A 23,715-nucleotide genomic window follows, 5' to 3' on the forward strand; every position below is an offset into this window, starting at 1 on the left:
TCAAGTCCTGCGCAATGGTGACGCGGAGCGTCACGGGATACATTCCCACGCAGAGCGTAGGAACGATCGAACAAAAGACAAGGAAACCAGCCCCACCGTGGCCACCTACTCCCTGGTAATCCGCCGCCTGATGATCTGCTCGGTGACCATCGTCGTCAGCCGCGCCATGACCAGCCCCCTGCTCGCCCTGCTCCTGAGCACCCGCCTGGGCTTGAACCAACAAGACATCGGCCTGCTGATGGGCATCGCTGTCTTCATCGCCACCCTGCTCGGCCTCTACGGCGGCTACATCATCGACCGCCTGGAAAAGCGCAAGCTGCTGATCCTGGCCATGCTTTCCAGCTCTATCGGTTTTCTGTTGCTGACCTTTGCCAGCAACCTTTACCTCACCACCCTGACCCTGGTCATCACCGAAGCCGCATCCGCCCTGTTCCTGATTGGCTCAAAAGCCATCATCAGCGAGAACCTGCCGGTGGGTGACCGCGCCAAAGTGTTTTCCCTGCGCTACACCCTGACCAACGTCGGCTACGCCACCGGCCCGATGGTTGGTGTGGTAATCGCCGGCCACCTGCCGTTGGCGCCGTTCCTGATCGCCAGCGCGATTGCCTTTGGCAGCCTGTTTCTGATGATTGGCATCCCGCCGACCCAGCGCGATGACAGTAACAAGCCTTTGAGCTTCCTCAGCACCCTGCGCACCTTGCGCAGCGACCGCACGCTGATCTTGTTCACCAGCGGTAGCCTGTTGAGCACCATTGTCCACGGGCGCTACACCCTTTATCTGTCACAGTTTCTGCTAGTGGCCTACAAGCCTGCGCAGGCACTGAAGATCTTGTCTGCGGTGCTGGCGTGCAATGCCATCACCGTGATTTTGATGCAGTACCAGATCGGCCGGTTTCTCAAACGTGAACAGTTGCGCTACTGGATCGTGCTGGGCACATTGCTGTTTATTGCAGGATTGGTGGGTTTCAGCCTGGCAGACAGCTTGGTGACGTGGTGCGTCGCCATGTTCGTGTTCACCTTGGGCGAGATGATCATCTATCCGTCTGAATTCCTGTTTATCGACACCATAGCCCCGGACGCGCTGCGTGGCAGCTACTACGGCGCGCAGAACCTGGCGGCATTCGGCGGAGCGATGAGCCCGGTGATTTGCGGCTATCTGTTGATCAATGCCGCGCCGACCAGCATGTTCTATGCGCTTGGCGCGTTGACGGCGGTGGGCGGTACCTTGTGTTTCTTGAGTGGGCGGAGGGTGGCGAACCCAACCCCTGCACCGCCACAAATCTAAAGTGGGAGCTGGCTTGCCTGCGATAGCGATGGGTCAATGACGCATCCTATGACTGTCAAACCGCAATCGCAGGCAAGCCAGCTCCCACATTTTTTGCTCTCCATGTCGGCGGATATTTGCGTAATATCCTGCATTGATCTCACGGACCCGAGCCCCATGAAATTCGACACGGCCTACAGCCTGAGTCTCGACGACAAGCTGTCGATCTACGACGTACGAGACCTGAATTTCGACGAAACCGCCGACTTCGACTCCGACAAGGACAGCTTCCTCTGCCCAAACGATGAGTGCCGTGCGGCCTTCGATACGGGCAACACGCTGAGCACCTTTAACGCCAAAAACGTCAATTACCTGCGCACACCCCACTTCAAGAACAAAACAGGCACCCGCCATATCGACGGCTGCCGCTATGCCGGCAGCCACAAGGCTGCGACCGGTGAAGGTGACGACGAGCGCGAGGAAAATTTCCCATCAGAATTTGTACTGACGCGCCGTCAGTATGAACGTAAGACACCTGTGCTCGGCACCGAGGGTTCGGTCCCACAAGAACCCGCGAAAGCGCCGACAAGCCGCGTGAATACGTCCCACAATGCCAGTGACACCACCCCGGATAAAACCAGCGTGTTTGCCCACCCGGTGGAATGTTACGTGTCCAACATCGACGACAAGGCCAAGCTGAAAAGCATGCCGCTGAAAATCGGCGATCAAACGGCCACCTACCTGACGTTTTTCAAAAAGATCGAATACCTGCAAGACAACAAGGGCCTGATCTACTGGGGCAAGATCAAGGCGATCAAGGACTACACCGCGAGCTTTCGCATCGACTTCGAAAAGAAGGTGTGGCTCGACAAGAAGCCCTATTCGGTCAACGTTTACCTGAACAAAAAACTCATCGAAAACTACCGCAAGCGCACCGCGTTCCTGGAGCAGATCAGGGCGGCTGCGGACAGTGAAAAAACGCTGTATTGCTTCTTCTATGGGGTAACCCCGGAGCTGAAGCAGGTCCCGAGCAAGAAGAATCCCGAGGAGACATTCGGGGTCTTCAGCGCGAATATCGAAAACCTGGATCACCTGATTATTCGGGAAGCGCCGGGGGTGGAATAGCGGGTTGCCAAAGATCCAGTTGATGAACGGTCAAAACAACTGTACAAAAACACAGTATAGTTTTGCTTCCCTCGTCGAATCCTGGAGAAACCCCATGTCCTCCCTGGCAATGAGCTCTTTCGTAGAACAACAGATCGTCCTGCACCAATTCACCGCCAAACACAGCGTTCAGGCCCGCGCGATGCTGGGCTGGAGCCGCGAAGACCTGGCCCGCCAGGCAGGTGTGGCGGTGGACGCCGTTCAGCGCTTTGAAAGCCATGCCGATGCGGAGGACGAAACCCGTCTGACCCTGGCATTCCGGCTGGAGGCTGAAGGGCTGGTGTTTTTCCCGGGGTTTGCGCCGGGGTGGGGCATGAGCGCGCGCCGTTTCGCCAGTGCCCCGTCCGAACCCGCTGCACAAAGCATCATCTCGCGTTTGATGGGCTCAACAGCGGCAGCAATTGATTCACCAACGCCTCAACCGAATGGTGCGTAGAGTCCAGCCGGATCACCGGGCAGGCCAGCGGTTTCAACCAGCTTTCATGCCGACGCAAACTGCGCAGGCTGTGGTTACCGCCATCGTAACGCGCTGCCCAGGCTAGAAAGGCAACGCTGTTTTCATGGCGGCTGCCGCCCTTCAGAACCTGGTCACCGTAGCGTTCCACTTCGCGTAGTTGCAGGCGATGCAGGCGCACGTGCGGGTCGAGGCGTAGAAACACCACATGGGTGAACTGCGCGATCATGGCATCGCCCCAGCCGCACAGTGAGCCGGATAACACCCAGCCATCCAGGCCCGCGCTCTGTTCCTGGAGCAGCTGGATGCGTTCATCTTTCGGTCGAGCGAGGGTGAAGGGGTCTGGCGTTTGCTGCCAGAAAAAGAAGTCGGAATCGAAATAGGCGACGTCAAGGCGCTGGGCCAGAGCCTTGCCCAACGTCGTGGTGCCGGCACCGGCCGCACCGAGGATGTGAATTTTGTAGGCCATGGCGTCCCTCCATCACATTGAGTGTAAGCCGCAAGAGAGCCAGTACGTCCACCGCTGCTAATCGCTGATCTGCCGATACGCGCGTAACAGAGTCGGCAGCGAATCACGCGACCAGCGTGCGCCATAGATCCACAGCGTCGTGCCCTCCAGTGCTTGGAACAAAGAGGGATAACCACTTCTGCACGCGCCATGAAACGCAGCACTCTGGCCATCAGAGACCAAGGCATCAAGACGGTGCTCAGTCACCAGGTCGTCGATTTCATTGCGGGTATGGAGGTCGAACTGAAGGGATTTGTCGCCACGCTGCGCGTCCACCGGCACCAGTTGCGCGCCGAGTTGACCCAACACACCCAGCGCTCGGAGAAAAGCCTCAGTGTGTTCAACAAGCTCGCTATGGTTACCCCGTACGTAGCGCTGAGCAAACCCGATACGCCAACCCGAGATCATCGGGGTATCCGTGAAGGACGTGTTATTCAGCACCAGAGGGACTTCCACCATTACGGGGTCGGAAGGGTCGATACCGCTTAAGGCGATCAATGATAAGGCCGGGTCGCGCACGGTTCGGATTTGTGGCGCCAGGGCGTTGTACCCGGGAACTGGCGCGGCGCTCTCACGCCGCTCAGCACCGAAGACGATACTGCGCGGGCTCGCAGTATCGGTGGCGAGGCGTTCCACGCCCTCCAGCTCCCCTGCCATCGGCAGCGAGTGCCCTGCGGGACAGGGCACGCCCAAATGCCAAAACTTCTTACACTCGCTGTCCATCAGAACCTACCCACGAAAACAAAATTCGCGGGATCATCGCACTCTCGTCTGACGTTTGTCGCAGCGCTGAAACACCCTGAAAACTCCTTTTTTCAAGGCGGCCTTGTGTCAGCCAGCAACCTGTTCTTTTGCGCCTTGGGTTTCCACCTCCAACCACCACGCATGCCCGCGTTCGGGTTGGTTCAAGCTGAACGCCTGCCCCATCGCCGGCGTGGTAATCGACACGTTGCGCTCCCAGGCCAGGGCCATGATCCGGTCGAACGGCTCGTGCCAGGCATGAAATGCCAGGTCGAAGGTGCCGTTGTGAATCGGCAGCAGCCAGCGGCCTTTGAGGTCGATATGCGCTTGCAGGGTTTGCTCCGGCTGCATATGCACATGAGGCCAATCGACGTTGTAAGCACCTGTTTCCATCAGCGTCAGGTCAAACGGGCCGTACTGTTCGCCAATACGTTTAAAACCGTCGAAATACCCGGTGTCGCCGCTGAAAAAGATGCGCCGTGAAGCGTCGATCATCACCCATGAGCACCACAGCGTCTGGTTGCCATCAAACAGGCCACGCCCGGAAAAATGCTGGGCTGGCGTGGCGATGAAGCGAATGCCGTCCACCTCAGTGCCTTGCCACCAATCCAGTTGGCGTACTTTGCTGGCATCCACGCCCCATTTGACCAAGGTGTCACCCACGCCCAGAGGCGCGAGGAAATAACGGGTCTTGTCGGCCAGCTGGATGACTGCATGACGGTCAAGATGGTCGTAATGGTTGTGGGAAAGAATCACCGCCTCCAATGGCGGCAAGTCTTCAAGACTGATCGGCGGCTGATGAAAACGCTTGGGCCCCGCCCAGCTGAACGGCGAGGCACGCTCGGCGAACACCGGGTCGGTGACCCAGAATTTGCCGCGCATTTTCAGCAGTACGGTGGAATGCCCCAGGCGAAACACGCTGTGGTCGGGAGCGGCCAGCAGCAGCTCGCGCGTCAACGGCCGCACCGGGATCTGGCCCACCGGGCGCGTGGTGCGTGGTTTGTTGAAGAGCATGTTCCAGAAGATGCGCAACGTCTTGCCAAAGCCGCCGTGTTGCACGGGAGCATCGTTACTGAAATGCCCTTGCTCCTGCTCGGCAGGCTTGAGTGCCGCAGGCGCTGGGTCGAGTCGAGTTGAAATCGTGGCCATTGCAGAGTGACTCCTGGGTCCGCTCATAAATTACACTGCACAGTGTAGTTTCTAGATTGCAACAAAACCCGGAGCAAGTAAACTACCGAGTGTAATTTCCTTTTAGAGCCAACCATGACTGCACCTCTGCGCCTCACCGACAGAAAACGCGAAGCCATCGTGACCGCGGCCATCACCGAGTTTCGGGCTAACGGGTTCGAGGTCACCAGCATGGACAAAATCGCCGCCACCGCCGGTGTGTCCAAGCGCACGGTGTACAACCATTTCCCGAGCAAGGAAGAGTTGTTTGCAGAAATTCTGCACCAACTGTGGGCCAGCAGCGTCGCCCAGCTCGATATCAGCTACACCAGCGACCGGCCCCTGCGTGATCAATTACGCGGGCTATTGGCGGCAAAGATGCAAATGATGTCGGACGCCAATTTCCTCGACTTGGCCCGCGTCGCCATTGCCGCCACCATTCATTCCCCGGAACGTGCGCAGGACATGGTCAATCGACTCAGCAAACGCGAAGAAGGTTTCACCCAGTGGGTGCGCGCGGCCCAGGAAGATGGCCGCCTGTCCTGCACCGACCCGGCATTCGCCGCCCACCAGATACAAAGCTTGCTCAAGGCTTTCGCATTCTGGCCCCAGATCACGCTTGGCCAACACACCCTCGACGCCGCCGCCCAGGCTGACGTCATTGAGTCTGCCATCGACCTGTTCCTCGCCGGTTACGAAGTCAGCACGCCTCGCCCGCAGTAAAAACCTGTTGCAGGCACGACATTCCAGGTCGTTTTTCGCGTATTCCCATGCTGTGCTGCGCAAATGGCCTGGAAGGACACTGATTATTCCCACGCGAATAACTGACAATATTCACAACTATTATCTGATCAACGGTTCGACCCGCTGACGCACGCTGTCGTCTTTGCAAAGAAGAGCTGACCCGGAACACTATGGAAAACAGACGAGGCAAAGGGGTTTCATTTGCCAGGCGCATCTACAAGCCAAGGATCATCGGCCTGGGTATCGGTTGTATCAGTGTCGTCGGCGCCCTTTACCCGTTGGCGATGCCGACGTGGGTCTGGGTATTCCTGCTGTTCAATGGGTATGCCTGGGCGCATGTGGCCTACCAGCTTTCCATCCGCTCGCAATTTCCCTACCAAGCCGAGCAACGCAACCTGCTGTATGACTCACTGTCCGGCGGATTCTGGGCGGCGGCCACGCAATTCACGCCCCTGACCGCCGTGACCATCCTGTCGATGATGACCATGAACAACGTCGCCGCCGGAGGCAAGCGCCTGTTCCTGCGCGGGCTGCTGGCACAGGCCGCCGGCGTCGGGGTGGCGTGGGGCCTGTTCGGGGTCAAGTTCAACCCCAACGTCAGCCTCACCCAGGTGTACGCCTGCCTGCCAATGCTGACGCTCTACCCGATGGCCATCGGTATGGTCTGTTATCAATTGGCGATCAAACTCTCGGAACATAAACGCGCGCTCAGTGCGTTGAGCCGCATCGACAGCCTGACCGGCCTGCTCAACCATGGCTCATGGAAAGACTTGCTCAACCTCAAGTTCCACAAGTGCCAGCAGCAAAACGGCCAGGCCTCGATTGCATTGATCGACATTGACCATTTCAAGCAGATCAACGACACCTACGGCCATATCGTCGGTGATGACGTACTGCGTCAGTTAGCCCTGGAGTTGCGCCAGCGCTTGCGGGAAAACGACTTGGCCGGACGCTACGGTGGCGACGAGTTCTGTGTGATTCTTCCGCAAATGCCACTGGAAGAAGCAGCGCGGGTCATGGAGCAGATGCGCGAAACATTCGGCAATTACCGTAACCCGCAGATCCCCGAGCTGCGCGTGAGCCTGAGCATAGGCCTGGCCGATTTCCAGCCCTTCTTCAGCGATGCCGCCATGTGGCTCAACGCCGCAGACCGTGCGCTGTACGCCGCCAAGGACACCGGACGCAACCGCGTCAATGTGAGCGATTACGTCGTCGCCCACTCCGCCTGAGTTGTACTACGACATCTCGTCTGAAATGTCCGACTGAATCACGCGGAGATAGCATAATGCCGCCATTGGTCGCCTTCTCTGAAAAGGCCCTTTCCGGGGCCGAACTTCTCGCACAGCGCGCGACTCTGAACCCCTTGTTCCACCCCCCCTCTGTCAGCACCAGGAAGCTGGCAATGAGCAAGTCAACCGTATGGCGGAGCGCCTTACGGGGGCAGGCGCATATACATGGATACCCCCAGACGCGTGCTTGCCCGAGCTCTCGAACATGCTATTCAACACCCACAAAAAAACCATTACCGCCCTGCAACACACCAACGCCCAACAGACCAGCCTGCTCGACGCCATTGAGCGTTCAATGGCGGTGATCGAATTCGATCTGCAAGGCAACGTGTTGCGCGCCAACGACAACTTCCTCAAAACCATGAGCTATCGCGCCGAACAGATTGTCGGCCACCCTCATCGAATGTTCTGCACGCCGGCGTTCGCCCGCAGCGCCGAGTACAACCAGTTGTGGACGCAATTGCGCAATGGCCAATTCCAGTCCGGCACTTTTGAACGCGTGGCGGGCGACGGTCAGTCGGTGTGGCTGGAAGCCAGTTACAACCCTGTGCGCGACGACACGGGCCAGGTGGTCAAAGTGGTGAAGTACGCGATGGATGTCACACCACGCCTGCAGGCCGAGAGCGACGCCAACGCCAAGCTCGGTGCCATTGACCGCGCCATGGCGGTGATCGAGTTCAACCTCGACGGCACCATCATTACTGCAAACGCGAACTTCCTGCAGCGCATGGGTTACAGCCTGGCGCAGATCCAGGGCAAGCATCACCGCCTGTTCTGCAAACCGGAGCTGGCCAACAGCTCAGCCTATGGCGAGTTCTGGAAACGCTTGAACCAGGGCGAATTGTTCAGTGGGCAATTTGAACGTGTCGACAAAAATGGCCAGACGGTGTGGCTCGAAGCCAACTACAACCCCGTGTACGACGCCAGTGGGCGACTGTGCAAAGTGGTCAAGTTCGCCTCCGACGTCACCGCCCGGGTTCAGCAGCACGCCGCCGACGCCCAGAGCGCCGCCCAGGCGTATCACATCTCCCTGAACACCCGGGACATCGCCGAAAAAGGCGCTCAGGTGATTCAGCAGACGGCCAGTGGCATGCGCGAAATTGCCGCCGACATTGAGGGCTCCTCACAACTGATCGCCAAGCTCGGCGAGCGTTCGCAGCAGATTACCGCCATCGTCAATACCATTCGCGGGATTGCCGACCAGACCAACTTGCTGGCCCTCAACGCCGCCATCGAAGCTGCGCGCGCGGGCGAACAAGGCCGTGGTTTTGCGGTGGTGGCCGATGAAGTTCGGCAGTTGGCGGCGCGTACCAGCGGCTCCACGGCGGAAATTTCCAGCATGATTGCGATGATTCAGGAAGAAACCCGCCAGGCCATCGACAGCATGGACGGCACCCGCGACCGTGCTGCTCAGGGCGTGGAGTTGGCTAACCAGGCCGGTACGGTGATCCTGCAGATTCGTGAAGGCACCGGCGAGGCTGTGCAAGCCGTCAGCGCATTTGCCAGTGAGCGCGGCAACAACTGATCTGATCTTCACGTGTTTGGCCCAAGGGCTCGGTCTATAGTGCTGACTGTCTTCACGCCTACAACCCGAGCCCGCCATGACCCCAGAAAAACCAGACGCTGCCCCCGCTGACCACCTGCGTTTCCACCGAGGCCACGCCCACCTGGCGCCGACGTTTGGCAACGACACGTTCGCCCTCAAGGCCGAAGCCTTCGCGCGCTTCTTCGGCACGCCGACCTTCCTCGGCGCGCAAACCGCCATCGTGGTGTTGTGGGTGGTACTCAACATCACCGGCGTCACGCACTTTGACGTGTACCCGTTCATCCTGCTCAACCTGGCATTCAGCCTGCAATCGGCCTATGCCGCGCCCTTGATCTTGCTGGCCCAGACGCGTCAGGCCGCGCGCGATAAAGCCCAGTCAGATGCCGACGCGCAACACCGTGAAGCCCTGGCCATCGCCAACACCGAACGTCAGGCTCAGGCTGAGAAAACCACGGAGCAACTGCTGGCATTGCTGGAGCAGAACACCCGCCTGACGGAAATGACCAAGCAACTGACCGAGCGCATCGAAACCCTGACGTGCGAAATGCATGATCAGTTTGTGCGAAAACCCTGAGTACGCCGCGTTCCCTTGTGGGAGCTGGCTTGCCTGCGATGGCGGTATATCAGTGAGTTATTCAGTGGTTGACACACCGCTATCGCAGGCAAGCCAGCTCCCACCTTGAACAGTGGAATGCTCAGGTTTTCATGTGCACATGCCGGCCCAGCTCATCAAACAGCGTTACCACCGAGCGCAGCGCCCGGCAATCCGGGCGTGTCAGCAGCCACAGCGCGGTGTCGCGCCCGGGCAATGCCGGGCCCAGCGGGTGCAGGCCCTCAGCCAGTAAAAAATCCGGCAATGCCGCCACGCCCAATCCTGCACGCACCAGCTCGGTCACCGACAACATGCTGTTGCAACGATAACTCGGGCGCACACCAGGCAAGTGCTCACGGCGCCACACCACAGTGGGGTGATCGGGCAGGAAATCATCTGGCGCAATCCAGGGCAACTCGGCCAGTTCGCGACCTTCGTACTGCCGCGCGAACGCTGGGCTGGCACACACTTGATAGGTCACAACGCCTAGGCAACGTCCTACAAGATGCTCGGGGGGTGTCTTGGTCAGGCGCAGGGCAATGTCCGCATCACGACGGCTGAGGTTGGCAAAATCATTGGACGTGCTCAACTCCAGAGTCAGCGCCGGGTAGGCCGGCATGAATTGCGCCAGCGCCGGCAACAGCAAACCTTGCAACACCGAGTCGGTGCAGGTCAGGCGCACCGTGCCGCTGATCACTTCGCCGCCCTGCTCCACCCCAATCCGCGCGGCTTCCAGGGCTTGTTCTGCGCGTTCGGCCTGTTGTGCGAGGTTGCTGGCCAAGCCCGAGGGCAGATAACCCGCGCGACTTTTTTCAAACAGCGTCTGGCCGAGCGAAGCCTCCAGCCGGCGCACCGCGCGGAACACCGTCGACACGTCCACCCGTAACAACCCCGCCGCCCGCGCCAGCGTGCCGCCGCGTACCAGCGCAAGAATCAGCGACAGGTCGGCGTAATCAACTTGATAGTGCGTGGCTGCATTGAGCATATGGGGAAACGCCAATATTGATTGCGTGAGCGCCAATCTATAGTGCGTACCAGGACACCACAAGCCATGGGATGCACACGATGAAAAGCACCACCCTGCACCTCGCCCTGATCGGCGATTACAACCCTGACGTGATTGCGCACCAAGCCATTCCCGTGGCGGTGCAACAGGCGGCCGACAGCTTGGGCCTGACAGTCCACGTGCAATGGCTCGACACCGACAAAATCACTTCCACTGCCCCACTGCACGCCTTCGACGGCTTTTGGTGCGTGCCCGCCAGCCCCTATCGAGATACCGATGGCGCATTGCGCGCGATCCAATTTGCCCGCGAACAAAAGCGCCCTTTCCTCGGCACGTGCGGCGGTTTTCAACACGCCGTACTGGAATATGCCCGCAACGTTTTGGGCTGGGCAGACGCAGAACATGGCGAACTGGCGCCAACCGCCAAACGCGCTGTCATCACGCCACTGAGTTGCGCGCTGGTCGAAGCCACTGACACCGTGCGGTTGGTGCCCTACACCCGTATCGCCGAAGCCTACGGCACCCTGGACCTGCACGAAGGGTATCGTTGCCGCTACGGCATCAATCCCGAATTCGCTGACGCGCTGCTCGAAGCAGACCTGATTCCCAGTGGCCACGATTCAGCGGGTGACCTGCGCGCCATGGAGTTACTGGACCACCCGTTTTTCGTCGCCACACTCTTTCAGCCCGAACGCGCAGCCCTCAAGGGTATTACCCCGCCCTTGGTCATTGCGCTGCTCAAGGCCTCGGCATGATCGCCAACACACCCGCCCCGCCTTACTACGCGGTGGTGTTCAGTTCATTGCGCACCGAAGGCGATCAAGGCTACGGTCAGGCTGCCCGGCGCATGCTGGAACTGGCACGCGAGCAGCCGGGGTTTCTCGGGGTGGAGTCGGCGCGGGAGGATGGGTTGGGGATCACCGTGTCGTATTGGGCCAGCGAAGCGGCGATTCTGGCGTGGAAACAGCAGGCCGAACATCAAGCAGTGCGCGAACAGGGCCGTTCCACCTGGTATTCCGCGTTTCAGACACGCGTGTGCAAGGTCGAACGGTCTTACCGTTTCAACGCGGTTTAAAAACTGTGGGAGCTGGCTTGCCTGCGATGGCGGTGTGTCAGTCGATGTATGAATGACTGAAACACCGCCATCGCAGGCAAGCCAGCTCCCACATTTGAACGGCGTCGCCTTTCTAACTCACCAAACTGCGCAACGCACTGATCTGCGGGACCTCCACCCGGCGCATATACACCCGCAACGGCTCGCTGATGTTGATGCGATCGTCAATGTTTTGATCCAGCAGCAACTGAATACGCTCGCGCGACAAGGTCATGGTGTGCTCGGCGGCCGGCAGCCAGACAAACTCGGCGGCGGGAATAATGCCGTCATCGGCCACGTCCATGCCGAAAGCGTCTTCGCTGAAACGCACGATGTACTGGCCGGTCTTGCGGTTCAAGCCGACAAAACCCTGCAACTGGTCAGCGGCCTGGCAGATAAGTTCGGATGTGATGCGCATGGTAAACCTCACTGAAAAGTCCCACAGGGACTGGAAAGATGGTTTACACGCGTGGCAGGAATGACTGCCCTCTAACGGGGCAGCTTCGGGCAAGAGTACTGCAACATTGCACAAAAAAACCAAGAAATATGGGCCGTGCGCACGTTAATGTCGGTTTGGTGATAGCGCCTTTCGCAATCAATTGTTAAAAAGGACGCCTTCTCAAAGTTACCTCCACGAAAGGACTTCGCATATGCCTGTCACGTTTACCAAGAGCGCCCTGCTGCTTGCACTGATGCTCGGCCTCTCCCAAGCACAGGCCGCCGACCCGATCAGCCCGGCTGAATTGGCGACAAACGAAGGCATTCCGTACCCGGCCGTTATCGCCCACCGTGGCGCGTCCTATGATGCCCCCGAATCCACCGCCGCTTCCTACAAGCTCGCCCGCGACCTCGGCGCCGACTACCTGGAAATGGACCTGCAGCGCAGCAAGGACGGCGTACTGTTCGCCCTGCACGACAACAACCTGCAGCGCACCACCGACGTAGCCACCAAGTTCCCCGAGCGCAAAGACGCACCGGCCAACGAGTTCACCTGGGCCGAACTGCGCACCCTGGACGCTGGCAGCTGGTTCAACGCCGCCTACCCGGACCGCGCCCGCCCGGCTTTCGTCGGCCTGAAAATCCAGAGCCTGGACGAAATCATCAAGATCGCCGAAGGCAACCCGCAGCACAAACCCGGCCTGTACATCGAGACCAAAGAGCCCAAGCAATTCCCGGGCATCGAAGCCGACCTGAAAAACAAGCTGCTGGACAAGGGCTGGTTGAGCTCCGCCGGCTCCAAGCTGGGCAAGAGCAACACCGGCGTGGGCCAGGGTAAAGGCCGCGTCGTGCTGCAAACGTTCGAGAAAGACAGCTTGAAAGAGCTGCAGAAAGAAATGCCCAACACCCCGAAAATCCTGCTGTTGTGGGTTGGCCCAGGCAGCATCGAGCCAAAATCCACACAGACGTTCGCTGAATCGGGTGAAGCGACCAAAGCCGCCTACTACGCCAAGCAAGAGCCTAAAGACGCTGCCGAGTTCGAAAAATGGGTCGACGAAGCCAAGAGCCTCGGCGCCATCGGCACCGGCCCTTCGGCCGAGCTGACAGACCATGGTGACCAGAGCTACACCGACCTGGTGAAGCCTGAGATGAACAAGCTGACCCACGACAAAGGCCTGCTGGTGCATGTCTACACCGTGGATGAGCCCGTGGACTTCGAGAAGGTGATGAAAGCCGGCGTCGATGGCATCTTCACCAACCGCGCCGCCGAACTGCTGAAGTTCTACAAGCGCTGGCCGTCCTCGAGTGTGCCGCAACTGCTGACGGACAACGGCTACTGAGTCATTGGTGTCAGTGCGCCATTAAGGATGAGTTAAGTTGCGCTGGTTAATCTGGCGCCACTTAAACAGCTCACCCAGAAGGACACTACCATGAAGACCCTGACCGCCCTGTTCGCCGCCACTGCCCTGACCCTGACTGCCGGTCTGGCCCAGGCCGATGTACGCCCGGACCAGATTCCAGCCCTGCTCAAATCCGGCGATGTCATGGCGTTCGAGAAACTCAATGCCGCCGCCCTGGCCAAGCACCCAGGCGCGACCATCGCCGACACCGAGCTGGATCACGAAGCCGGTCGCCTGGTCTACGAAGCAGACCTGACCGACACTGCCGGCAAAAAGTGGGACGTGAAGCTCGACGCCAAAACCGGCGAAGTGCTGGAAAACAAGCAAGACACCTGAGTCGAACGCCAAAAAAACCGCGCCATTGTTTCAAATGGCGCGGTTTTTTTATGCGCGCTCGTCTGCCAGTTGCAGAAAAATCATCTATACGATGAATGAAATTACACCTACAAGCTGTAAGGTCGCTAAAATCCCAGCCAATTCGCCAGCACCTTACAGATCGAGATACTTAATGGGGCAAAAAGCCGCCGACATCGCCACCATTGGACGCATCAGCGCCGTACCCGCGATGCTCAAGGTCATCAGTGACATGACCGGCCTGCGCTTTGCCGCTGTGGCCCGTGTGACCGAAGACACCTGGACCGCCTGCGCGGTGCTCGATCAGTTGGAGTTCGGCCTCGGCGTCGGTGGCGAGCTGGACCTGACGACCACCATTTGCCACGAAATCCGCGGCTCGCACATCTCTGTCGTGATCGACAAGGCCAGCGAAGACCCGCTCTTCTGCGACCACCACACCCCGCGCATTTACCAATTCGAAAGCTACATTTCGGTGCCGGTATTCCGTACCGACGGGCGCTTCTTTGGCACTATCTGCGCGCTCGACCCCAACCCCGCGCAACTGCGCAGCAGCACGATCCAGTCGACCATGGAGTCGTTTGCACGCGTGCTGTCGCTGCAAATCGAAGCCGAGGAAAACCAGCAGAAAATCGAAAACGACCTGCAGGAAGAACGCAGCACCGCCGAACTGCGCGAGCAATTTATCGCCGTGCTGGGGCATGACTTGCGTAACCCACTGTTCGCCATCAACTTCGGCGCCGAGCGCTTGCTGCGCAAACACCCCAACCCCGCGACCGACCCGTTGGTGCGGCACATCCTCGCCAGCGGCCGGCGCGCCGCGCAGTTGGTGGAAGACGTGCTCGATTTCGCCCGGGGCCGTATGGGCAGTGGCATTCCACTGCACCGCAGCGACTGTCTGGATTTGCAGGATGCGTTGCAGCATGTGGTGTCCGAGGTGCAGAGCGTCCACCCGCAACGCCTGATTTATGCCGACATCGGCGACCTGCGCGGCGTGCACGGCGACCGCGATCGGCTGGCGCAATTGCTCTCCAACCTGGTGGCCAATGCGATCCACCACGGCAGCCACGACGGCCCGGTGGAGGTCACCGCGCATGTCGATCGAGACCTGTTCACACTGACGGTAAAAAACCCCGGCCAGATCGACGCGCTCGCCCTGCCGCGCCTGTTCCAGCCCTACGCGCGCCCGGTCAAAGACACGCCGCAAGCCGGCCTCGGCCTGGGCTTGTACATCGTCAAGCAAATTGCCGATGCGCACGGCGGTGAGCTGAGTGTGTCCACCACCCAGCTGCACGGCACGGTCTTTACATTCAGTTTGCCGACGACCTGATCACGCGCCCAAACGCGCCGTCACTTCATTCAGCTCGCTCGATAACCCACGCAGGTTCTGGCTCGCCGCTTCGGTGCGCTGCACGTTGTCCATGTTTGCCGTGGCCACCGTGGTGATCTGCGTGATATTGCGCGAGATGTCCTCGGCCACCGAGGTTTGCTCTTCTGCGGCAGTCGCAATCTGGCGGTTCATGTCACGGATCGCCTCCACCGCCTGGGTGATGTGGGTGAGCATGGCGCCAGCCTGAGTGACCTTCGCCACGCTGTCATCGCTGCACGACTGGCCGCTGACGATCGCCTCGGCCGCATCCACTGCGCCGGTTTGCACCGCGTGGATAATCTGATTGATCTCGATGATCGACGCCGCGGTACGTTGCGCCAGGCTGCGTACTTCATCCGCCACTACCGCAAACCCTCGCCCGGCCTCACCCGCACGCGCGGCTTCAATGGCCGCATTCAGGGCCAGCAGATTGGTCTGTTCGGCGATCCCGCGAATCACTTCCAACACTTTGCCGATACGCACGCTGTCGGTTTCCAGCCGGCGGATGATGGTGCCGGTGTTGAGGATTTCATCGCGCATCTGACCGATGGTGGCGATCGTGACCCGCATCACCTCACCGCCTTCACGCGCCGAGTGGTCCGCCTCATCAGCAGCACGCGAGGCACTGGCCGCGTGGCGCGCCACTTCCTGAGCGGTGGCGGACATTTCCGTCATCGCCGTGGCCACCTGATCGGTGCGGTTGAATTGTTCATGGGTGCCGGACGCCATTTGCCCGGCAATCGAGTTCAGCTCGCCGCTGGCGCTGACAAGGTCCGTGGCGCTGCGCTGCAAGCGGCTGAAGGTTTCGGCCAGAAAGTCTCGCAAGGTATTGGCCGCCGACGCCAGATGGCCCAACTCGTCCTGACGGCGGCTGGCGACACGCTCAGCGAAGCGGCCCTGGCTCAATTGCGTCACGTAGTCGATCAAGCCGCGAATCGGCAGAATCAAATTGCGGTTGATCAGCCACAAGCTGAACAGGCCGATCAACACCCCCGACAGCAACATGATGGCCAACCCCACCATCACGGTACGTTCGGCGTAAGCACTGATGGCGACGGATTGTTTGGCGCCCTGCTCACGCAAGTCGCTGACCAACGCGCTCATCTGCTCACTGGTGGCGCGGTCCACGCCCTTGACCGCATTGTCACCGGCACTCGGTTCGGCGCCTGCCGCCAGGTAGGCGTCGCGCCCTTTCTGATAGGCCACGCCCAGTTGTTGATGCTCCTGACGCAGGCTTTCAATGCGGCGGCTCAGTGCCGGGTCTTCGCTTGTATGGCTCACCAACCGCGTGAGAATCCCCTGCACATCACGCTGGCGGTCCTGAAACTGGCCCCAGTATTTCTCCATGTCTTGAGGTTGCTTGCCGCGCAGCAGCACGTTTTTCCATTCCTGCACCTGCACTTTGAATTGCAGGTTGGCTTCGTCGATCAGTTGTGAGGTGAGTAAAGGCCCGTCGATCAAACTGCGGTAACTCTGCACGCCGTTTGAGAGGAAGTTGAAACACGCCAGGGCGATCAACAATATCGCCAACAGGCTGCCACCGAGCAGCGACAGGATTTGTGCTCTTAGGGAGGTACGCAAAACATTCATCGGGGAAAAGCCTCGACACAAGGGAAAGGGTGCATGCACGCCGCGACTTCCCTGTCATCAAAACCACCGCGATTCATCACGGTTCTTGGTGCCTTGAATCGGCTGTTCTAGACGCTTCTTGAACGGTTGCTGACAGACGGTCAATAAAATGTCATCGCAACGAAATAAATCCGGAACCGTCACAAAACTGTCAAATCTCCTTGCAATGATTCGCCCACGCGAACCTGTGAAACGTCCTACAGGCGCTTTCTCTGCGAGCCTCCATGAACCACAGCATTGATCACAGCCACCAGGATCCCGATCTGTTTGGCTTGCTTTACGGTTTCCGTTTTCGCCCCGGCGAAAAAGGCGAGCAGATTGACTCAGCCACCGCGCTCGCCGCCTTGCAGGCGCCGCAAGACCCGGAAGAATTTCTGTGGCTGCACCTGAACCTGGCCCACGCGGCGTGCGAGCGCTGGATGCAGGCGCACTTGTCATTGCCAGAAGAGTTTTTTGAAGCCTTGCACGAAGGCTCGCGCTCAACGCGTATCGAACACGTCGACTCGGCCTTGCTGGCGGTGGTCAACGACGTGGTCTTCAACTTCAGCAGCATGGTCTCCTCGGATATTTCCACGCTGTGGGTGTGCGCCCGCAGCCGCTTGCTGGTGAGCGCGCGCCTGCAGCCGTTGCACTCGGTGGACAAATTGCGCTCGTCGGTGAAGGCCGGTGAACGCTTTCGCTCGCCACTGGAACTGCTGGTGCATTTGCTGCGCGACCAGGGCGAAGTACTGACCCAGATCGTGCGCAAGACCAGCATCAGCGTCGACCATATCGAAGACCAACTGCTGTCCTCGCGCCTGTCCACCAACCGCGCCGAACTCGGCGCTGCCCGTCGCGTGCTGGTGCGCCTGCAACGCCTGCTGGCGCTGGAACCGGGTTCGCTGTTGCGCCTGCTCAACCGCCCGCCGCAGTGGCTGCAAAAGGAAGACGTGAAGGAATTGCGCAAATCCACCGAGGAGTTTGCGCTGATCATCAACGACCTGATGGCCCTCGGTGAGCGTATCAAGCTGTTGCAGGAGGAGATTGCAGCCAACCTCAATGAGCAAAGTAACAGGACGCTGTTCACCCTGACCGTGGTGACGGTGCTGGCGCTGCCTATTAACATCATTGCGGGTTTTTTCGGGATGAACGTGGGCGGGGTGCCGCTTTCCACTGACCCGGAAGGGTTCTGGATATTAGTGGCCTTGGTGGCAACCTTCACCCTGATCGCCGGGCGCTGGGCCTTCAGAAAGCGCAAAGACTACTGACTTGGAATGCAATCAAACTGTGGGAGCTGGCTTGTGTGGGAGCTGGCTTGCCTGCGATGCAGATACCTCGGTGTTTCAGATGTACCGAGGTGATGCCATCGCAGGCAAGCTAGCTCCCACATTGATTGCATTCTGATATTAGTTTTGTGAGGGTTTATAGATCAGCGGTCAGCCCAATTCCTTAAACACTGACATACCGCAGCATCTCTGTAACATTCTGCAATGATCATGAACGGCATCCTCCCCACACTGGATGCTCCGGCATGGCCACCCCTTCCCTGACTGCCTCCACCACCGCCTCACACACAGACCCCAAACCCCGGCTCGACAAGAAGCCCGGCTTGCTGACGGTGATCATCTTCTTCGCCGTGCTCGCCATGGGCCTGCTGTTCACCGCCTACAGCCTGATGCACGACATGCACGAGCTGGGCACGGTGGTCACCACCTGGACGCCGTTCCTGCTGCTGGGCGTGGCGCTGTTGATCGCCTTGGGCTTTGAGTTCGTCAACGGCTTTCACGACACCGCCAACGCCGTCGCCACGGTGATCTACACCAACTCGTTGCCGCCGCACTTTGCGGTGGTGTGGTCGGGCTTCTTCAACTTCCTCGGTGTGCTGCTCTCCAGCGGCGCGGTGGCGTTCGGCATCATCGCCTTGCTGCCGGTCGAGCTGATTTTGCAGGTGGGTTCATCGGCCGGTTTCGCGATGATCTTCGCCTTGCTGATCGCGGCCATTCTGTGGAACCTCGGCACCTGGTGGCTGGGCTTGCCGGCCTCGTCTTCCCACACCTTGATCGGCTCGATCATCGGCGTCGGCGTGGCGAATGCCTTGATGCACGGGCGTGACGGTACCAGCGGTGTGGATTGGGGCCAGGCGATCAAGATTGGTTACGCGTTGTTGCTGTCGCCGCTGATCGGCTTCGCCTTTGCCGCATTGCTGTTGCTGGCCTTGCGCGCCTTTGTGAAGAACCGTTCGCTGTACAAGGCACCGAAAGGCGACACCCCGCCGCCATGGTGGATTCGCGGCATGCTGATCGCCACCTGCACCGGCGTGTCGTTTGCCCACGGTTCCAACGACGGCCAGAAAGGCATGGGTCTGATCATGTTGATCCTGGTCGGCACGCTGCCGATGGCCTACGCGCTGAACCGCACCATGCCCGCCGAGCAATCGTTGCAGTTTGCGGCAGTGGCCGAAGTGACCCAGGTTGCCTTGGTGAAAAGCGCGCCACAGGTATTGCCGGGCGATCCGCGCCCGATCCTTTCCACCTACGTGCGTACCAAGGAAGCCACGCCGGAACTGGTGCCCGCCCTGGCCGCCCTCGCAGGGCATATTGGTGACGAAGTAAAAGGCTACGGCTCCCTCGCCAAAGTGCCCGCCGAAGCGGTGGGCAACGTGCGTAACGACATGTACCTGACCAGCGAAACCATTCGCCTGATGGACAAGGACAAGGTCGGCAACTTCGACGCCGACACCCAGGGCAAGCTGAAACTGTTCAAGGACCAGATCGACAACTCCACGCGGTTTATCCCGCTGTGGGTGAAGATCGCCGTGGCCATCGCGCTTGGCCTTGGCACCATGGTCGGCTGGAAACGCATCGTGGTGACGGTGGGTGAGAAGATCGGCAAAACCCACCTGACTTACGCCCAGGGCGCTTCGGCCGAGATGGTGGCGATGCTGACCATCGGCGCGGCGGACATGTATGGGTTGCCGGTGTCGACGACGCATGTGTTGTCGTCAGGTGTGGCCGGGACCATGGTCGCCAATGGCGGCGGGTTGCAGATGCGCACTATCCGCAACCTGGTGATGGCGTGGGTGCTGACGTTGCCGGCGGCGATTTTGCTGTCGGGCAGCCTGTACTGGCTGTTCACCAAACTGTTCTGACCCAACACCCTTTAAAAATGTGGGAGCTGGCTTGCCTGCGATAGCGGATTAACATTCAACGCAGATGTTGACTGATCCGCCGCCATCGCAGGCAAGCCAGCTCCCACAGTGGTTTTGCATGTATTCAGTGGGTGAAAAGTCCGGCCATCGCTTTGAGCCGCTTTTTGTAAATCCGACGCGCCTCCAAGGCTTCCTCCAGACTGACCGCCACAAACCCCGCCCTCTGGTTCGGCTGCATCTGCCCGATCAAGTCCAGGTCCGCACTGATCACCGTGCCAATCATCGCGTACCCGCCGCCCGACACGGCATCGCGGTGCAACACAATCGGCTCCAACCCCGCAGGCACCTGAATTGACCCGATCGGGTAGCAACTGTCGACAATATTCGACGGATCCGACCCCGCGCCAAACGGCTGTTCCCGTGGCTGAAAGCTCAACGCACTGCCGCCCTTGAAGCGATAGCCGATTCGGTCCGCCTCGGAGCCGACGGTCCACGGTTCGGCAAAAAAGCTGCTTTTCGCGGCGTCGGTCAGGCGCTCGTAATACAGCCCCGGCACCACGCGCAGGGTCACATCGCCGCCAACTGATCGGCGCAAGGCCATGGGCAAACTGTTGCCCGCCCGCCCCAATCCACTGGCCTCACCGATGGGCAATTCATCGCCTTCCTGCAAACGTCGCCCCTGAAACCCTCCGAGCGCGCCCAGTGTGTAGGTCGAGCGGCTGCCGAGCACCAGCGGCACATCAATGCCCCCGGCCACGGCGAGATAGGCCCGCGCGCCGGCCTTGGGAAACTCAAAACGCAACACCTGCCCGGCGCGCACCTGAAACGCGGTGTCCTGATGCACCACTTCACCGTCCAGGCGCGGCGACATCAAGGCACCGCTGATGGCCACCAGCGCGTCCTGTTGAAACTCAAGCTCAGGCCCGATCAGCGTGCATTCCAGGCCCGCCGCGCCCACCGGGTTGCCCACCAGATGGTTGGCCGCACTCAAGGCGTATTGGTCCAGCGCACCCGATGGCGGAATGCCCAGGTGGTAGTAGCCTTCGCGACCAAGGTCTTGCACGGAGGTGGCGAGGCCGGGTTTGAGGACCTTGATCATGCCAGCGCCTCCTGCAGGGTTTTCGGGTAGCCGATGGGGTCGGCGAGAAAGGCGTCGAGGGAAAACTCCACCGGGCGGATGCGCAAGTCGAAACGGCCCGCGTCCACTTCGGCGATCGCCAGATCGTAAGCGTCCCGGTCCATGGGCTTGAACTGCACGATGTCGCCGGGACGGAAAAACACCATGTGTTCCTTGAGGTAGGCCAACTGTTGCGCCGGGTCGTAGATCGGCGCCGGGGTCACGCCGAACATCTGGTAGCCACCAGCGCCGCGTACCGAGTAGATGCAACCAAAACAGCCGCCATGGCCGAGGGTCAGTTTGGGGGTATCGGTGCGTGGGCGCAGGTACTTGGGCACCTGCAACTGCCGTTCGCGCTCGACCATCTGGAACATGAACGGCAAGCCCGCGACAAAGCCGACCATCGACACAAACCACGGCGCGCCACTGTGGGCGGCGATAAACGCGTCCACGTCGGCCAGGCCGTTGATGCGCGCGGCGTATTCCAGGTCAGTGCCCGTGGGGTCTTGATGGCGGTCGCGAAAGCGCATCAGGGTTTCATGGGTCCACGGGTCGTTGTAGAGCACCGGGATTTCGATGATGCGCGTGTGCAAGGTGCGTTCGGCCACCGCCTGGGCTTCGGCGCTTTGCACGGCGTCGAGCAGCACATGGGGCGCGATACGGTCGGGGTCGAAGCGAATCTGGAACGACGCATTGGCCAGGCATACGTCCAGCACACCTTCCAGGGCCAGGCGCTCGACGGCGCGAGTCACGGCCATGCCTTTGAAAAAGGCCTCCAGGGACATGCTGTCGCTGACCTCGGCAAACAGGTGTTCATCACCGCCGAAGCTGTAGCGAATGGGGGACGTTTGAGCCATGTCTGTTCCTCTTGGAATCATTGTAGAAAGGCAGGCAAAAAAGGGCGGGTCGATCTTATTGGGGTGTTCTGACTTCAATGCCGGCCTTGTCTAGGGCTTCGCGCGTGGCCTCCACCAGCTCCAGGGCGCCAGGGGTGTCGCTGTGCAGGCAGATGGAATCGAACTCGATAATCAGGTCCTCGCCTTCCACGGTGCGTACGCGCCCGGTCTGACACGCACGCAGGACGCGCGCCGCCACTGTTGCAGGATCCAGTGCCCGAACATTGCGGGTAAACACGATGGAGCCGCTGAGATCGTATTCACGGTCGGCGTAAAACTCGCGCACCACCGGCTGCCCCAGTTCGGTGGCAACGTGCCAGATTACCGAGTTCGGCATGCAGTACAGCAACAGCGTCGGCTCGATGATTTGCAGGTTTTGCACCAGCAACCGCGCGGCTTCTTCGTCGCGGGCCAAGTGCATATAGAGCGCACCGTGAGGCTTGATGTGTTGCAAGGTCACGCCCTGGGCCCGGGCGATTTCACGCAGGGCGCCGAGTTGGTAGAGCATGTCGTCCACCAGCTCCTGGGCCGGTGCGTTGATGTGCCGACGGCCGAACCCGACCAAATCCCGAAAGCCCGGGTGCGCGCCGATGGCCACGCCCAGTTGCTTGGCACGCTCGACCGTGCGGCGCATGGTGCCGGGGTCGCCGGCGTGGAAGCCAGTGGCGATGTTGGCTGAGCTGATATAGGCCATCAGCTCCGCGTCGACGCCATCGCCGATGGTCCAGGGGCCGAAGCCTTCGCCCATGTCTGAATTGAAATCCACTGCCTGCATCGGGGCTGCTCCGCCAAAAAAGGTGATGGCTGAAAGTAGGCTGCTGCTTGACCCCTTGGGAAGATCTATTATCAGATGGCCCATCTTCTGAAAAACAGATAAAGCCATGTCCCTGACCTTGCGCCAAGTCCGCTATTTCATCGCCACCGCCGAGATTGGCCAGATTTCCCAGGCAGCGATTCACCTGAACATCTCCCAGTCAGCGGTGACCACCGCAATCAAAGAGCTGGAAGCCATGCTCGGCGTGCAACTCTTCGTGCGCTCGGCCCAGGGCATGAACCTGACCGACGCCGGGCGGCACTTTCTTAACCGTGCGTATGTGATCGTGCGCAGTGTGGACGATGCACTGAACAGCCCCCTGCCGGATTACCGCGCCAGTGGCGTGCTGCGCATCGCCGCCAGCTACACGGTGTTGGGTTATTTCCTGCCCCACCACCTGCAACGCATGGCGCACTGGCACCCGGACGTGACCATTGAGGTGTTCGAGCAGGAGCGCCAGGCCATCGAACATGGCCTGCTCGACGGCCAGTTCGACATGGCCGTGGTGCTCACCGCCAACCTCACCCACCCGGATATCGTTTCCGAAATCCTGTTCAACTCGGAACGCCGCCTGTGGCTGCCCAGCCATCACCCTTTGTGCGAGCGCGGCGCCGTGAGCCTGGCGGACGTGGCGCAGGAACCCTACATCCTGCTTACCGTGGATGAGGCCGAACACAGCGCCATGCGCTATTGGGAACAGGCCGGGCAAACCCCGAATGTGCGGCTGCGCACCAGCTCGGTGGAAGCGGTGCGCAGCATGGTTGCCAACGGCAGCGGCGTGGCGATTCTGTCGGACCTGGTGCACCGGCCCTGGTCCCTGGAAGGCAAACGCATCGAAACGTTGACCGTGACCGACCCGGTCACGCCCATGAGCGTCGGCCTGGCCTGGCACCGCGAACGCGCATTTACCCCGGCGATGCAGGCGTTTCGTGATTACTTCCACGACGCCTTCCTGGCGCCGCAGCAGTTGTCGGCGCGGCGCTGAAGAACGAGCACTGTCACTGTC

24 protein-coding genes are annotated in these 23,715 nt (G+C 60.1%); 15 read left to right on the forward strand and 9 right to left on the reverse strand.

Annotated features, from left to right (window positions below; all coding sequences use genetic code 11):
- Window positions 1-97: 97 nt before the first annotated feature.
- From BFW87_RS04295 to BFW87_RS04305, 3 genes are all read left to right on the forward strand, one after another.
- Window positions 98-1,285 carry an MFS transporter gene (locus BFW87_RS04295; protein ID WP_078738729.1) on the forward strand — a complete coding sequence of 396 codons (1,188 nt, stop codon included), beginning with the start codon at window positions 98-100 and terminating at the stop codon, window positions 1,283-1,285.
- A gap of 156 nt (window positions 1,286-1,441) precedes the next feature.
- Window positions 1,442-2,389: a hypothetical protein gene (locus tag BFW87_RS04300; protein ID WP_078738730.1), complete on the forward strand. Its 948-nt coding sequence runs from the start codon at window positions 1,442-1,444 to the stop codon at window positions 2,387-2,389.
- 94 nt (window positions 2,390-2,483) lie between these two features.
- Window positions 2,484-2,864, forward strand: a complete 381-nt coding sequence (locus tag BFW87_RS04305) for a helix-turn-helix domain-containing protein (RefSeq protein WP_078738731.1) — start codon at window positions 2,484-2,486, stop codon at window positions 2,862-2,864.
- On the opposite strand, the gene BFW87_RS04310 is transcribed toward BFW87_RS04305, so the two are convergent.
- From BFW87_RS04310 to BFW87_RS04320, 3 genes are all read right to left on the reverse strand, one after another.
- A complete protein-coding gene (locus BFW87_RS04310) occupies window positions 2,794-3,351 on the reverse strand; it encodes an AAA family ATPase (protein WP_078738732.1) in 558 nt (185 codons plus the stop codon). The two genes, BFW87_RS04305 and BFW87_RS04310, sit on opposite strands and share 71 nt — an antisense overlap.
- 57 nt (window positions 3,352-3,408) lie before the next feature.
- The gene (locus BFW87_RS04315; protein ID WP_368483942.1) at window positions 3,409-4,026 is read right to left on the reverse strand and encodes a hypothetical protein; all 618 of its coding nucleotides are present in this window, start codon (window positions 4,024-4,026) and stop codon (window positions 3,409-3,411) included.
- A 195-nt stretch (window positions 4,027-4,221) separates the two neighbouring features.
- Window positions 4,222-5,280: an MBL fold metallo-hydrolase gene (locus BFW87_RS04320; RefSeq protein WP_078738734.1), complete on the reverse strand. Its 1,059-nt coding sequence runs from the start codon at window positions 5,278-5,280 to the stop codon at window positions 4,222-4,224.
- A gap of 114 nt (window positions 5,281-5,394) precedes the next feature.
- Here BFW87_RS04320 and BFW87_RS04325 point away from each other — a divergent pair, with 114 nt between their 5' ends.
- The 4 genes from BFW87_RS04325 (at window position 5,395) to BFW87_RS04340 (ending at window position 9,451) form a co-directional block, all read left to right on the forward strand.
- Window positions 5,395-6,021, forward strand: a complete 627-nt coding sequence (locus tag BFW87_RS04325; RefSeq protein ID WP_078738735.1) for a TetR/AcrR family transcriptional regulator — start codon at window positions 5,395-5,397, stop codon at window positions 6,019-6,021.
- A 191-nt stretch (window positions 6,022-6,212) separates the two neighbouring features.
- Window positions 6,213-7,271: a diguanylate cyclase gene (locus BFW87_RS04330; protein WP_078738736.1), complete on the forward strand. Its 1,059-nt coding sequence runs from the start codon at window positions 6,213-6,215 to the stop codon at window positions 7,269-7,271.
- A 265-nt stretch (window positions 7,272-7,536) separates the two neighbouring features.
- Complete coding sequence (locus BFW87_RS04335; protein WP_078738737.1) at window positions 7,537-8,856, forward strand: methyl-accepting chemotaxis protein; 1,320 nt, start codon at window positions 7,537-7,539, stop codon at window positions 8,854-8,856.
- A 76-nt stretch (window positions 8,857-8,932) separates the two neighbouring features.
- Window positions 8,933-9,451 carry a DUF1003 domain-containing protein gene (locus BFW87_RS04340; RefSeq protein ID WP_078738738.1) on the forward strand — a complete coding sequence of 173 codons (519 nt, stop codon included), beginning with the start codon at window positions 8,933-8,935 and terminating at the stop codon, window positions 9,449-9,451.
- A gap of 121 nt (window positions 9,452-9,572) precedes the next feature.
- On the opposite strand, the gene BFW87_RS04345 is transcribed toward BFW87_RS04340, so the two are convergent.
- The gene (locus BFW87_RS04345) at window positions 9,573-10,454 is read right to left on the reverse strand and encodes a LysR family transcriptional regulator (RefSeq protein ID WP_078738739.1); all 882 of its coding nucleotides are present in this window, start codon (window positions 10,452-10,454) and stop codon (window positions 9,573-9,575) included.
- Between the two features lie 80 nt (window positions 10,455-10,534).
- Between BFW87_RS04345 and BFW87_RS04350 the strand changes: the two genes are divergently transcribed.
- Together BFW87_RS04350 and BFW87_RS04355 are read left to right on the forward strand one after the other, a co-directional pair.
- Window positions 10,535-11,230 carry a CTP synthase C-terminal region-related (seleno)protein gene (locus BFW87_RS04350; protein ID WP_176159707.1) on the forward strand — a complete coding sequence of 232 codons (696 nt, stop codon included), beginning with the start codon at window positions 10,535-10,537 and terminating at the stop codon, window positions 11,228-11,230.
- Entirely contained in the window at window positions 11,227-11,550 is a 324-nt protein-coding gene (locus BFW87_RS04355) for an antibiotic biosynthesis monooxygenase family protein (protein WP_078738741.1), read from the forward strand. The genes BFW87_RS04350 and BFW87_RS04355 overlap by 4 nt, the downstream gene beginning before the upstream one ends.
- 112 nt (window positions 11,551-11,662) lie before the next feature.
- Here BFW87_RS04355 and BFW87_RS04360 read toward each other — a convergent pair whose 3' ends face one another.
- Window positions 11,663-11,986: a DUF2025 family protein gene (locus BFW87_RS04360; protein WP_078738742.1), complete on the reverse strand. Its 324-nt coding sequence runs from the start codon at window positions 11,984-11,986 to the stop codon at window positions 11,663-11,665.
- Window positions 11,987-12,218: 232 nt separating this feature from the next.
- Between BFW87_RS04360 and BFW87_RS04365 the strand changes: the two genes are divergently transcribed.
- From BFW87_RS04365 to BFW87_RS04375, 3 genes are all read left to right on the forward strand, one after another.
- Window positions 12,219-13,346 carry a glycerophosphodiester phosphodiesterase gene (locus BFW87_RS04365; RefSeq protein ID WP_078738743.1) on the forward strand — a complete coding sequence of 376 codons (1,128 nt, stop codon included), beginning with the start codon at window positions 12,219-12,221 and terminating at the stop codon, window positions 13,344-13,346.
- A gap of 90 nt (window positions 13,347-13,436) precedes the next feature.
- Window positions 13,437-13,742 (forward strand): PepSY domain-containing protein, encoded by a 306-nt coding sequence (locus BFW87_RS04370; protein WP_078738744.1) that lies wholly within the window; start codon window positions 13,437-13,439, stop codon window positions 13,740-13,742.
- Window positions 13,743-13,914: 172 nt separating this feature from the next.
- Entirely contained in the window at window positions 13,915-15,087 is a 1,173-nt protein-coding gene (locus tag BFW87_RS04375; RefSeq protein WP_078738745.1) for a GAF domain-containing sensor histidine kinase, read from the forward strand.
- Here BFW87_RS04375 and BFW87_RS04380 read toward each other — a convergent pair whose 3' ends face one another.
- Window positions 15,088-16,716: a methyl-accepting chemotaxis protein gene (locus BFW87_RS04380; protein WP_078738746.1), complete on the reverse strand. Its 1,629-nt coding sequence runs from the start codon at window positions 16,714-16,716 to the stop codon at window positions 15,088-15,090.
- 263 nt (window positions 16,717-16,979) lie between these two features.
- Between BFW87_RS04380 and BFW87_RS04385 the strand changes: the two genes are divergently transcribed.
- Together BFW87_RS04385 and BFW87_RS04390 are read left to right on the forward strand one after the other, a co-directional pair.
- Window positions 16,980-18,002 (forward strand): transporter, encoded by a 1,023-nt coding sequence (locus tag BFW87_RS04385; RefSeq protein ID WP_078738747.1) that lies wholly within the window; start codon window positions 16,980-16,982, stop codon window positions 18,000-18,002.
- Between the two features lie 263 nt (window positions 18,003-18,265).
- Window positions 18,266-19,882 (forward strand): inorganic phosphate transporter, encoded by a 1,617-nt coding sequence (locus tag BFW87_RS04390; RefSeq protein ID WP_078738748.1) that lies wholly within the window; start codon window positions 18,266-18,268, stop codon window positions 19,880-19,882.
- A gap of 124 nt (window positions 19,883-20,006) precedes the next feature.
- Here the strand turns inward: BFW87_RS04390 and BFW87_RS04395 are convergent, their stop codons facing one another.
- The 3 genes from BFW87_RS04395 to BFW87_RS04405 are packed head-to-tail and all read right to left on the reverse strand — an operon-like array spanning window position 20,007 to window position 22,670.
- Complete coding sequence (locus BFW87_RS04395; RefSeq protein ID WP_078738749.1) at window positions 20,007-20,981, reverse strand: biotin-dependent carboxyltransferase family protein; 975 nt, start codon at window positions 20,979-20,981, stop codon at window positions 20,007-20,009.
- Window positions 20,978-21,856, reverse strand: a complete 879-nt coding sequence (locus BFW87_RS04400) for a 5-oxoprolinase subunit B family protein (protein ID WP_078738750.1) — start codon at window positions 21,854-21,856, stop codon at window positions 20,978-20,980. Before BFW87_RS04400 ends, BFW87_RS04395 begins: the two co-directional genes overlap by 4 nt.
- Window positions 21,857-21,911: 55 nt before the next feature.
- Complete coding sequence (locus BFW87_RS04405) at window positions 21,912-22,670, reverse strand: 5-oxoprolinase subunit PxpA (protein ID WP_078738751.1); 759 nt, start codon at window positions 22,668-22,670, stop codon at window positions 21,912-21,914.
- A gap of 106 nt (window positions 22,671-22,776) precedes the next feature.
- On the opposite strand from BFW87_RS04405, the gene BFW87_RS04410 reads away from it, so the two are divergent.
- A complete protein-coding gene (locus tag BFW87_RS04410) occupies window positions 22,777-23,694 on the forward strand; it encodes a LysR family transcriptional regulator (protein WP_078738752.1) in 918 nt (305 codons plus the stop codon).
- The last annotated feature ends 21 nt before the right edge of the window (window positions 23,695-23,715 follow it).

The sequence above is a fragment of the Pseudomonas fluorescens genome (assembly GCF_002022275.1).
GTDB lineage: Bacteria > Pseudomonadota > Gammaproteobacteria > Pseudomonadales > Pseudomonadaceae > Aquipseudomonas > Aquipseudomonas fluorescens_AJ.

Excerpts from the sequence above, each read along its gene's own strand:
- BFW87_RS04410 (WP_078738752.1), top strand. The coding sequence starts at position 22,777 with ATGTCCCTGACCTTGCGCCAAGTCCGCTATTTCATCGCCACCGCCGAG.
- BFW87_RS04380 (WP_078738746.1), bottom strand. The coding sequence starts at position 16,716 with ATGAATGTTTTGCGTACCTCCCTAAGAGCACAAATCCTGTCGCTGCTC.
- BFW87_RS04340 (WP_078738738.1), top strand. The coding sequence starts at position 8,933 with ATGACCCCAGAAAAACCAGACGCTGCCCCCGCTGACCACCTGCGTTTC.
- BFW87_RS04390 (WP_078738748.1), top strand. The coding sequence starts at position 18,266 with ATGGCCACCCCTTCCCTGACTGCCTCCACCACCGCCTCACACACAGAC.
- BFW87_RS04370 (WP_078738744.1), top strand. The coding sequence starts at position 13,437 with ATGAAGACCCTGACCGCCCTGTTCGCCGCCACTGCCCTGACCCTGACT.
- BFW87_RS04330 (WP_078738736.1), top strand. The coding sequence starts at position 6,213 with ATGGAAAACAGACGAGGCAAAGGGGTTTCATTTGCCAGGCGCATCTAC.
- BFW87_RS04375 (WP_078738745.1), top strand. The coding sequence starts at position 13,915 with ATGGGGCAAAAAGCCGCCGACATCGCCACCATTGGACGCATCAGCGCC.
- BFW87_RS04300 (WP_078738730.1), top strand. The coding sequence starts at position 1,442 with ATGAAATTCGACACGGCCTACAGCCTGAGTCTCGACGACAAGCTGTCG.
- BFW87_RS04385 (WP_078738747.1), top strand. The coding sequence starts at position 16,980 with ATGAACCACAGCATTGATCACAGCCACCAGGATCCCGATCTGTTTGGC.
- BFW87_RS04360 (WP_078738742.1), bottom strand. The coding sequence starts at position 11,986 with ATGCGCATCACATCCGAACTTATCTGCCAGGCCGCTGACCAGTTGCAG.
- BFW87_RS04365 (WP_078738743.1), top strand. The coding sequence starts at position 12,219 with ATGCCTGTCACGTTTACCAAGAGCGCCCTGCTGCTTGCACTGATGCTC.
- BFW87_RS04345 (WP_078738739.1), bottom strand. The coding sequence starts at position 10,454 with ATGCTCAATGCAGCCACGCACTATCAAGTTGATTACGCCGACCTGTCG.
- BFW87_RS04395 (WP_078738749.1), bottom strand. The coding sequence starts at position 20,981 with ATGATCAAGGTCCTCAAACCCGGCCTCGCCACCTCCGTGCAAGACCTT.
- BFW87_RS04405 (WP_078738751.1), bottom strand. The coding sequence starts at position 22,670 with ATGCAGGCAGTGGATTTCAATTCAGACATGGGCGAAGGCTTCGGCCCC.
- BFW87_RS04350 (WP_176159707.1), top strand. The coding sequence starts at position 10,535 with ATGAAAAGCACCACCCTGCACCTCGCCCTGATCGGCGATTACAACCCT.
- BFW87_RS04400 (WP_078738750.1), bottom strand. The coding sequence starts at position 21,856 with ATGGCTCAAACGTCCCCCATTCGCTACAGCTTCGGCGGTGATGAACAC.
- BFW87_RS04325 (WP_078738735.1), top strand. The coding sequence starts at position 5,395 with ATGACTGCACCTCTGCGCCTCACCGACAGAAAACGCGAAGCCATCGTG.
- BFW87_RS04355 (WP_078738741.1), top strand. The coding sequence starts at position 11,227 with ATGATCGCCAACACACCCGCCCCGCCTTACTACGCGGTGGTGTTCAGT.
- BFW87_RS04305 (WP_078738731.1), top strand. The coding sequence starts at position 2,484 with ATGTCCTCCCTGGCAATGAGCTCTTTCGTAGAACAACAGATCGTCCTG.
- BFW87_RS04335 (WP_078738737.1), top strand. The coding sequence starts at position 7,537 with ATGCTATTCAACACCCACAAAAAAACCATTACCGCCCTGCAACACACC.
- BFW87_RS04310 (WP_078738732.1), bottom strand. The coding sequence starts at position 3,351 with ATGGCCTACAAAATTCACATCCTCGGTGCGGCCGGTGCCGGCACCACG.
- BFW87_RS04320 (WP_078738734.1), bottom strand. The coding sequence starts at position 5,280 with ATGGCCACGATTTCAACTCGACTCGACCCAGCGCCTGCGGCACTCAAG.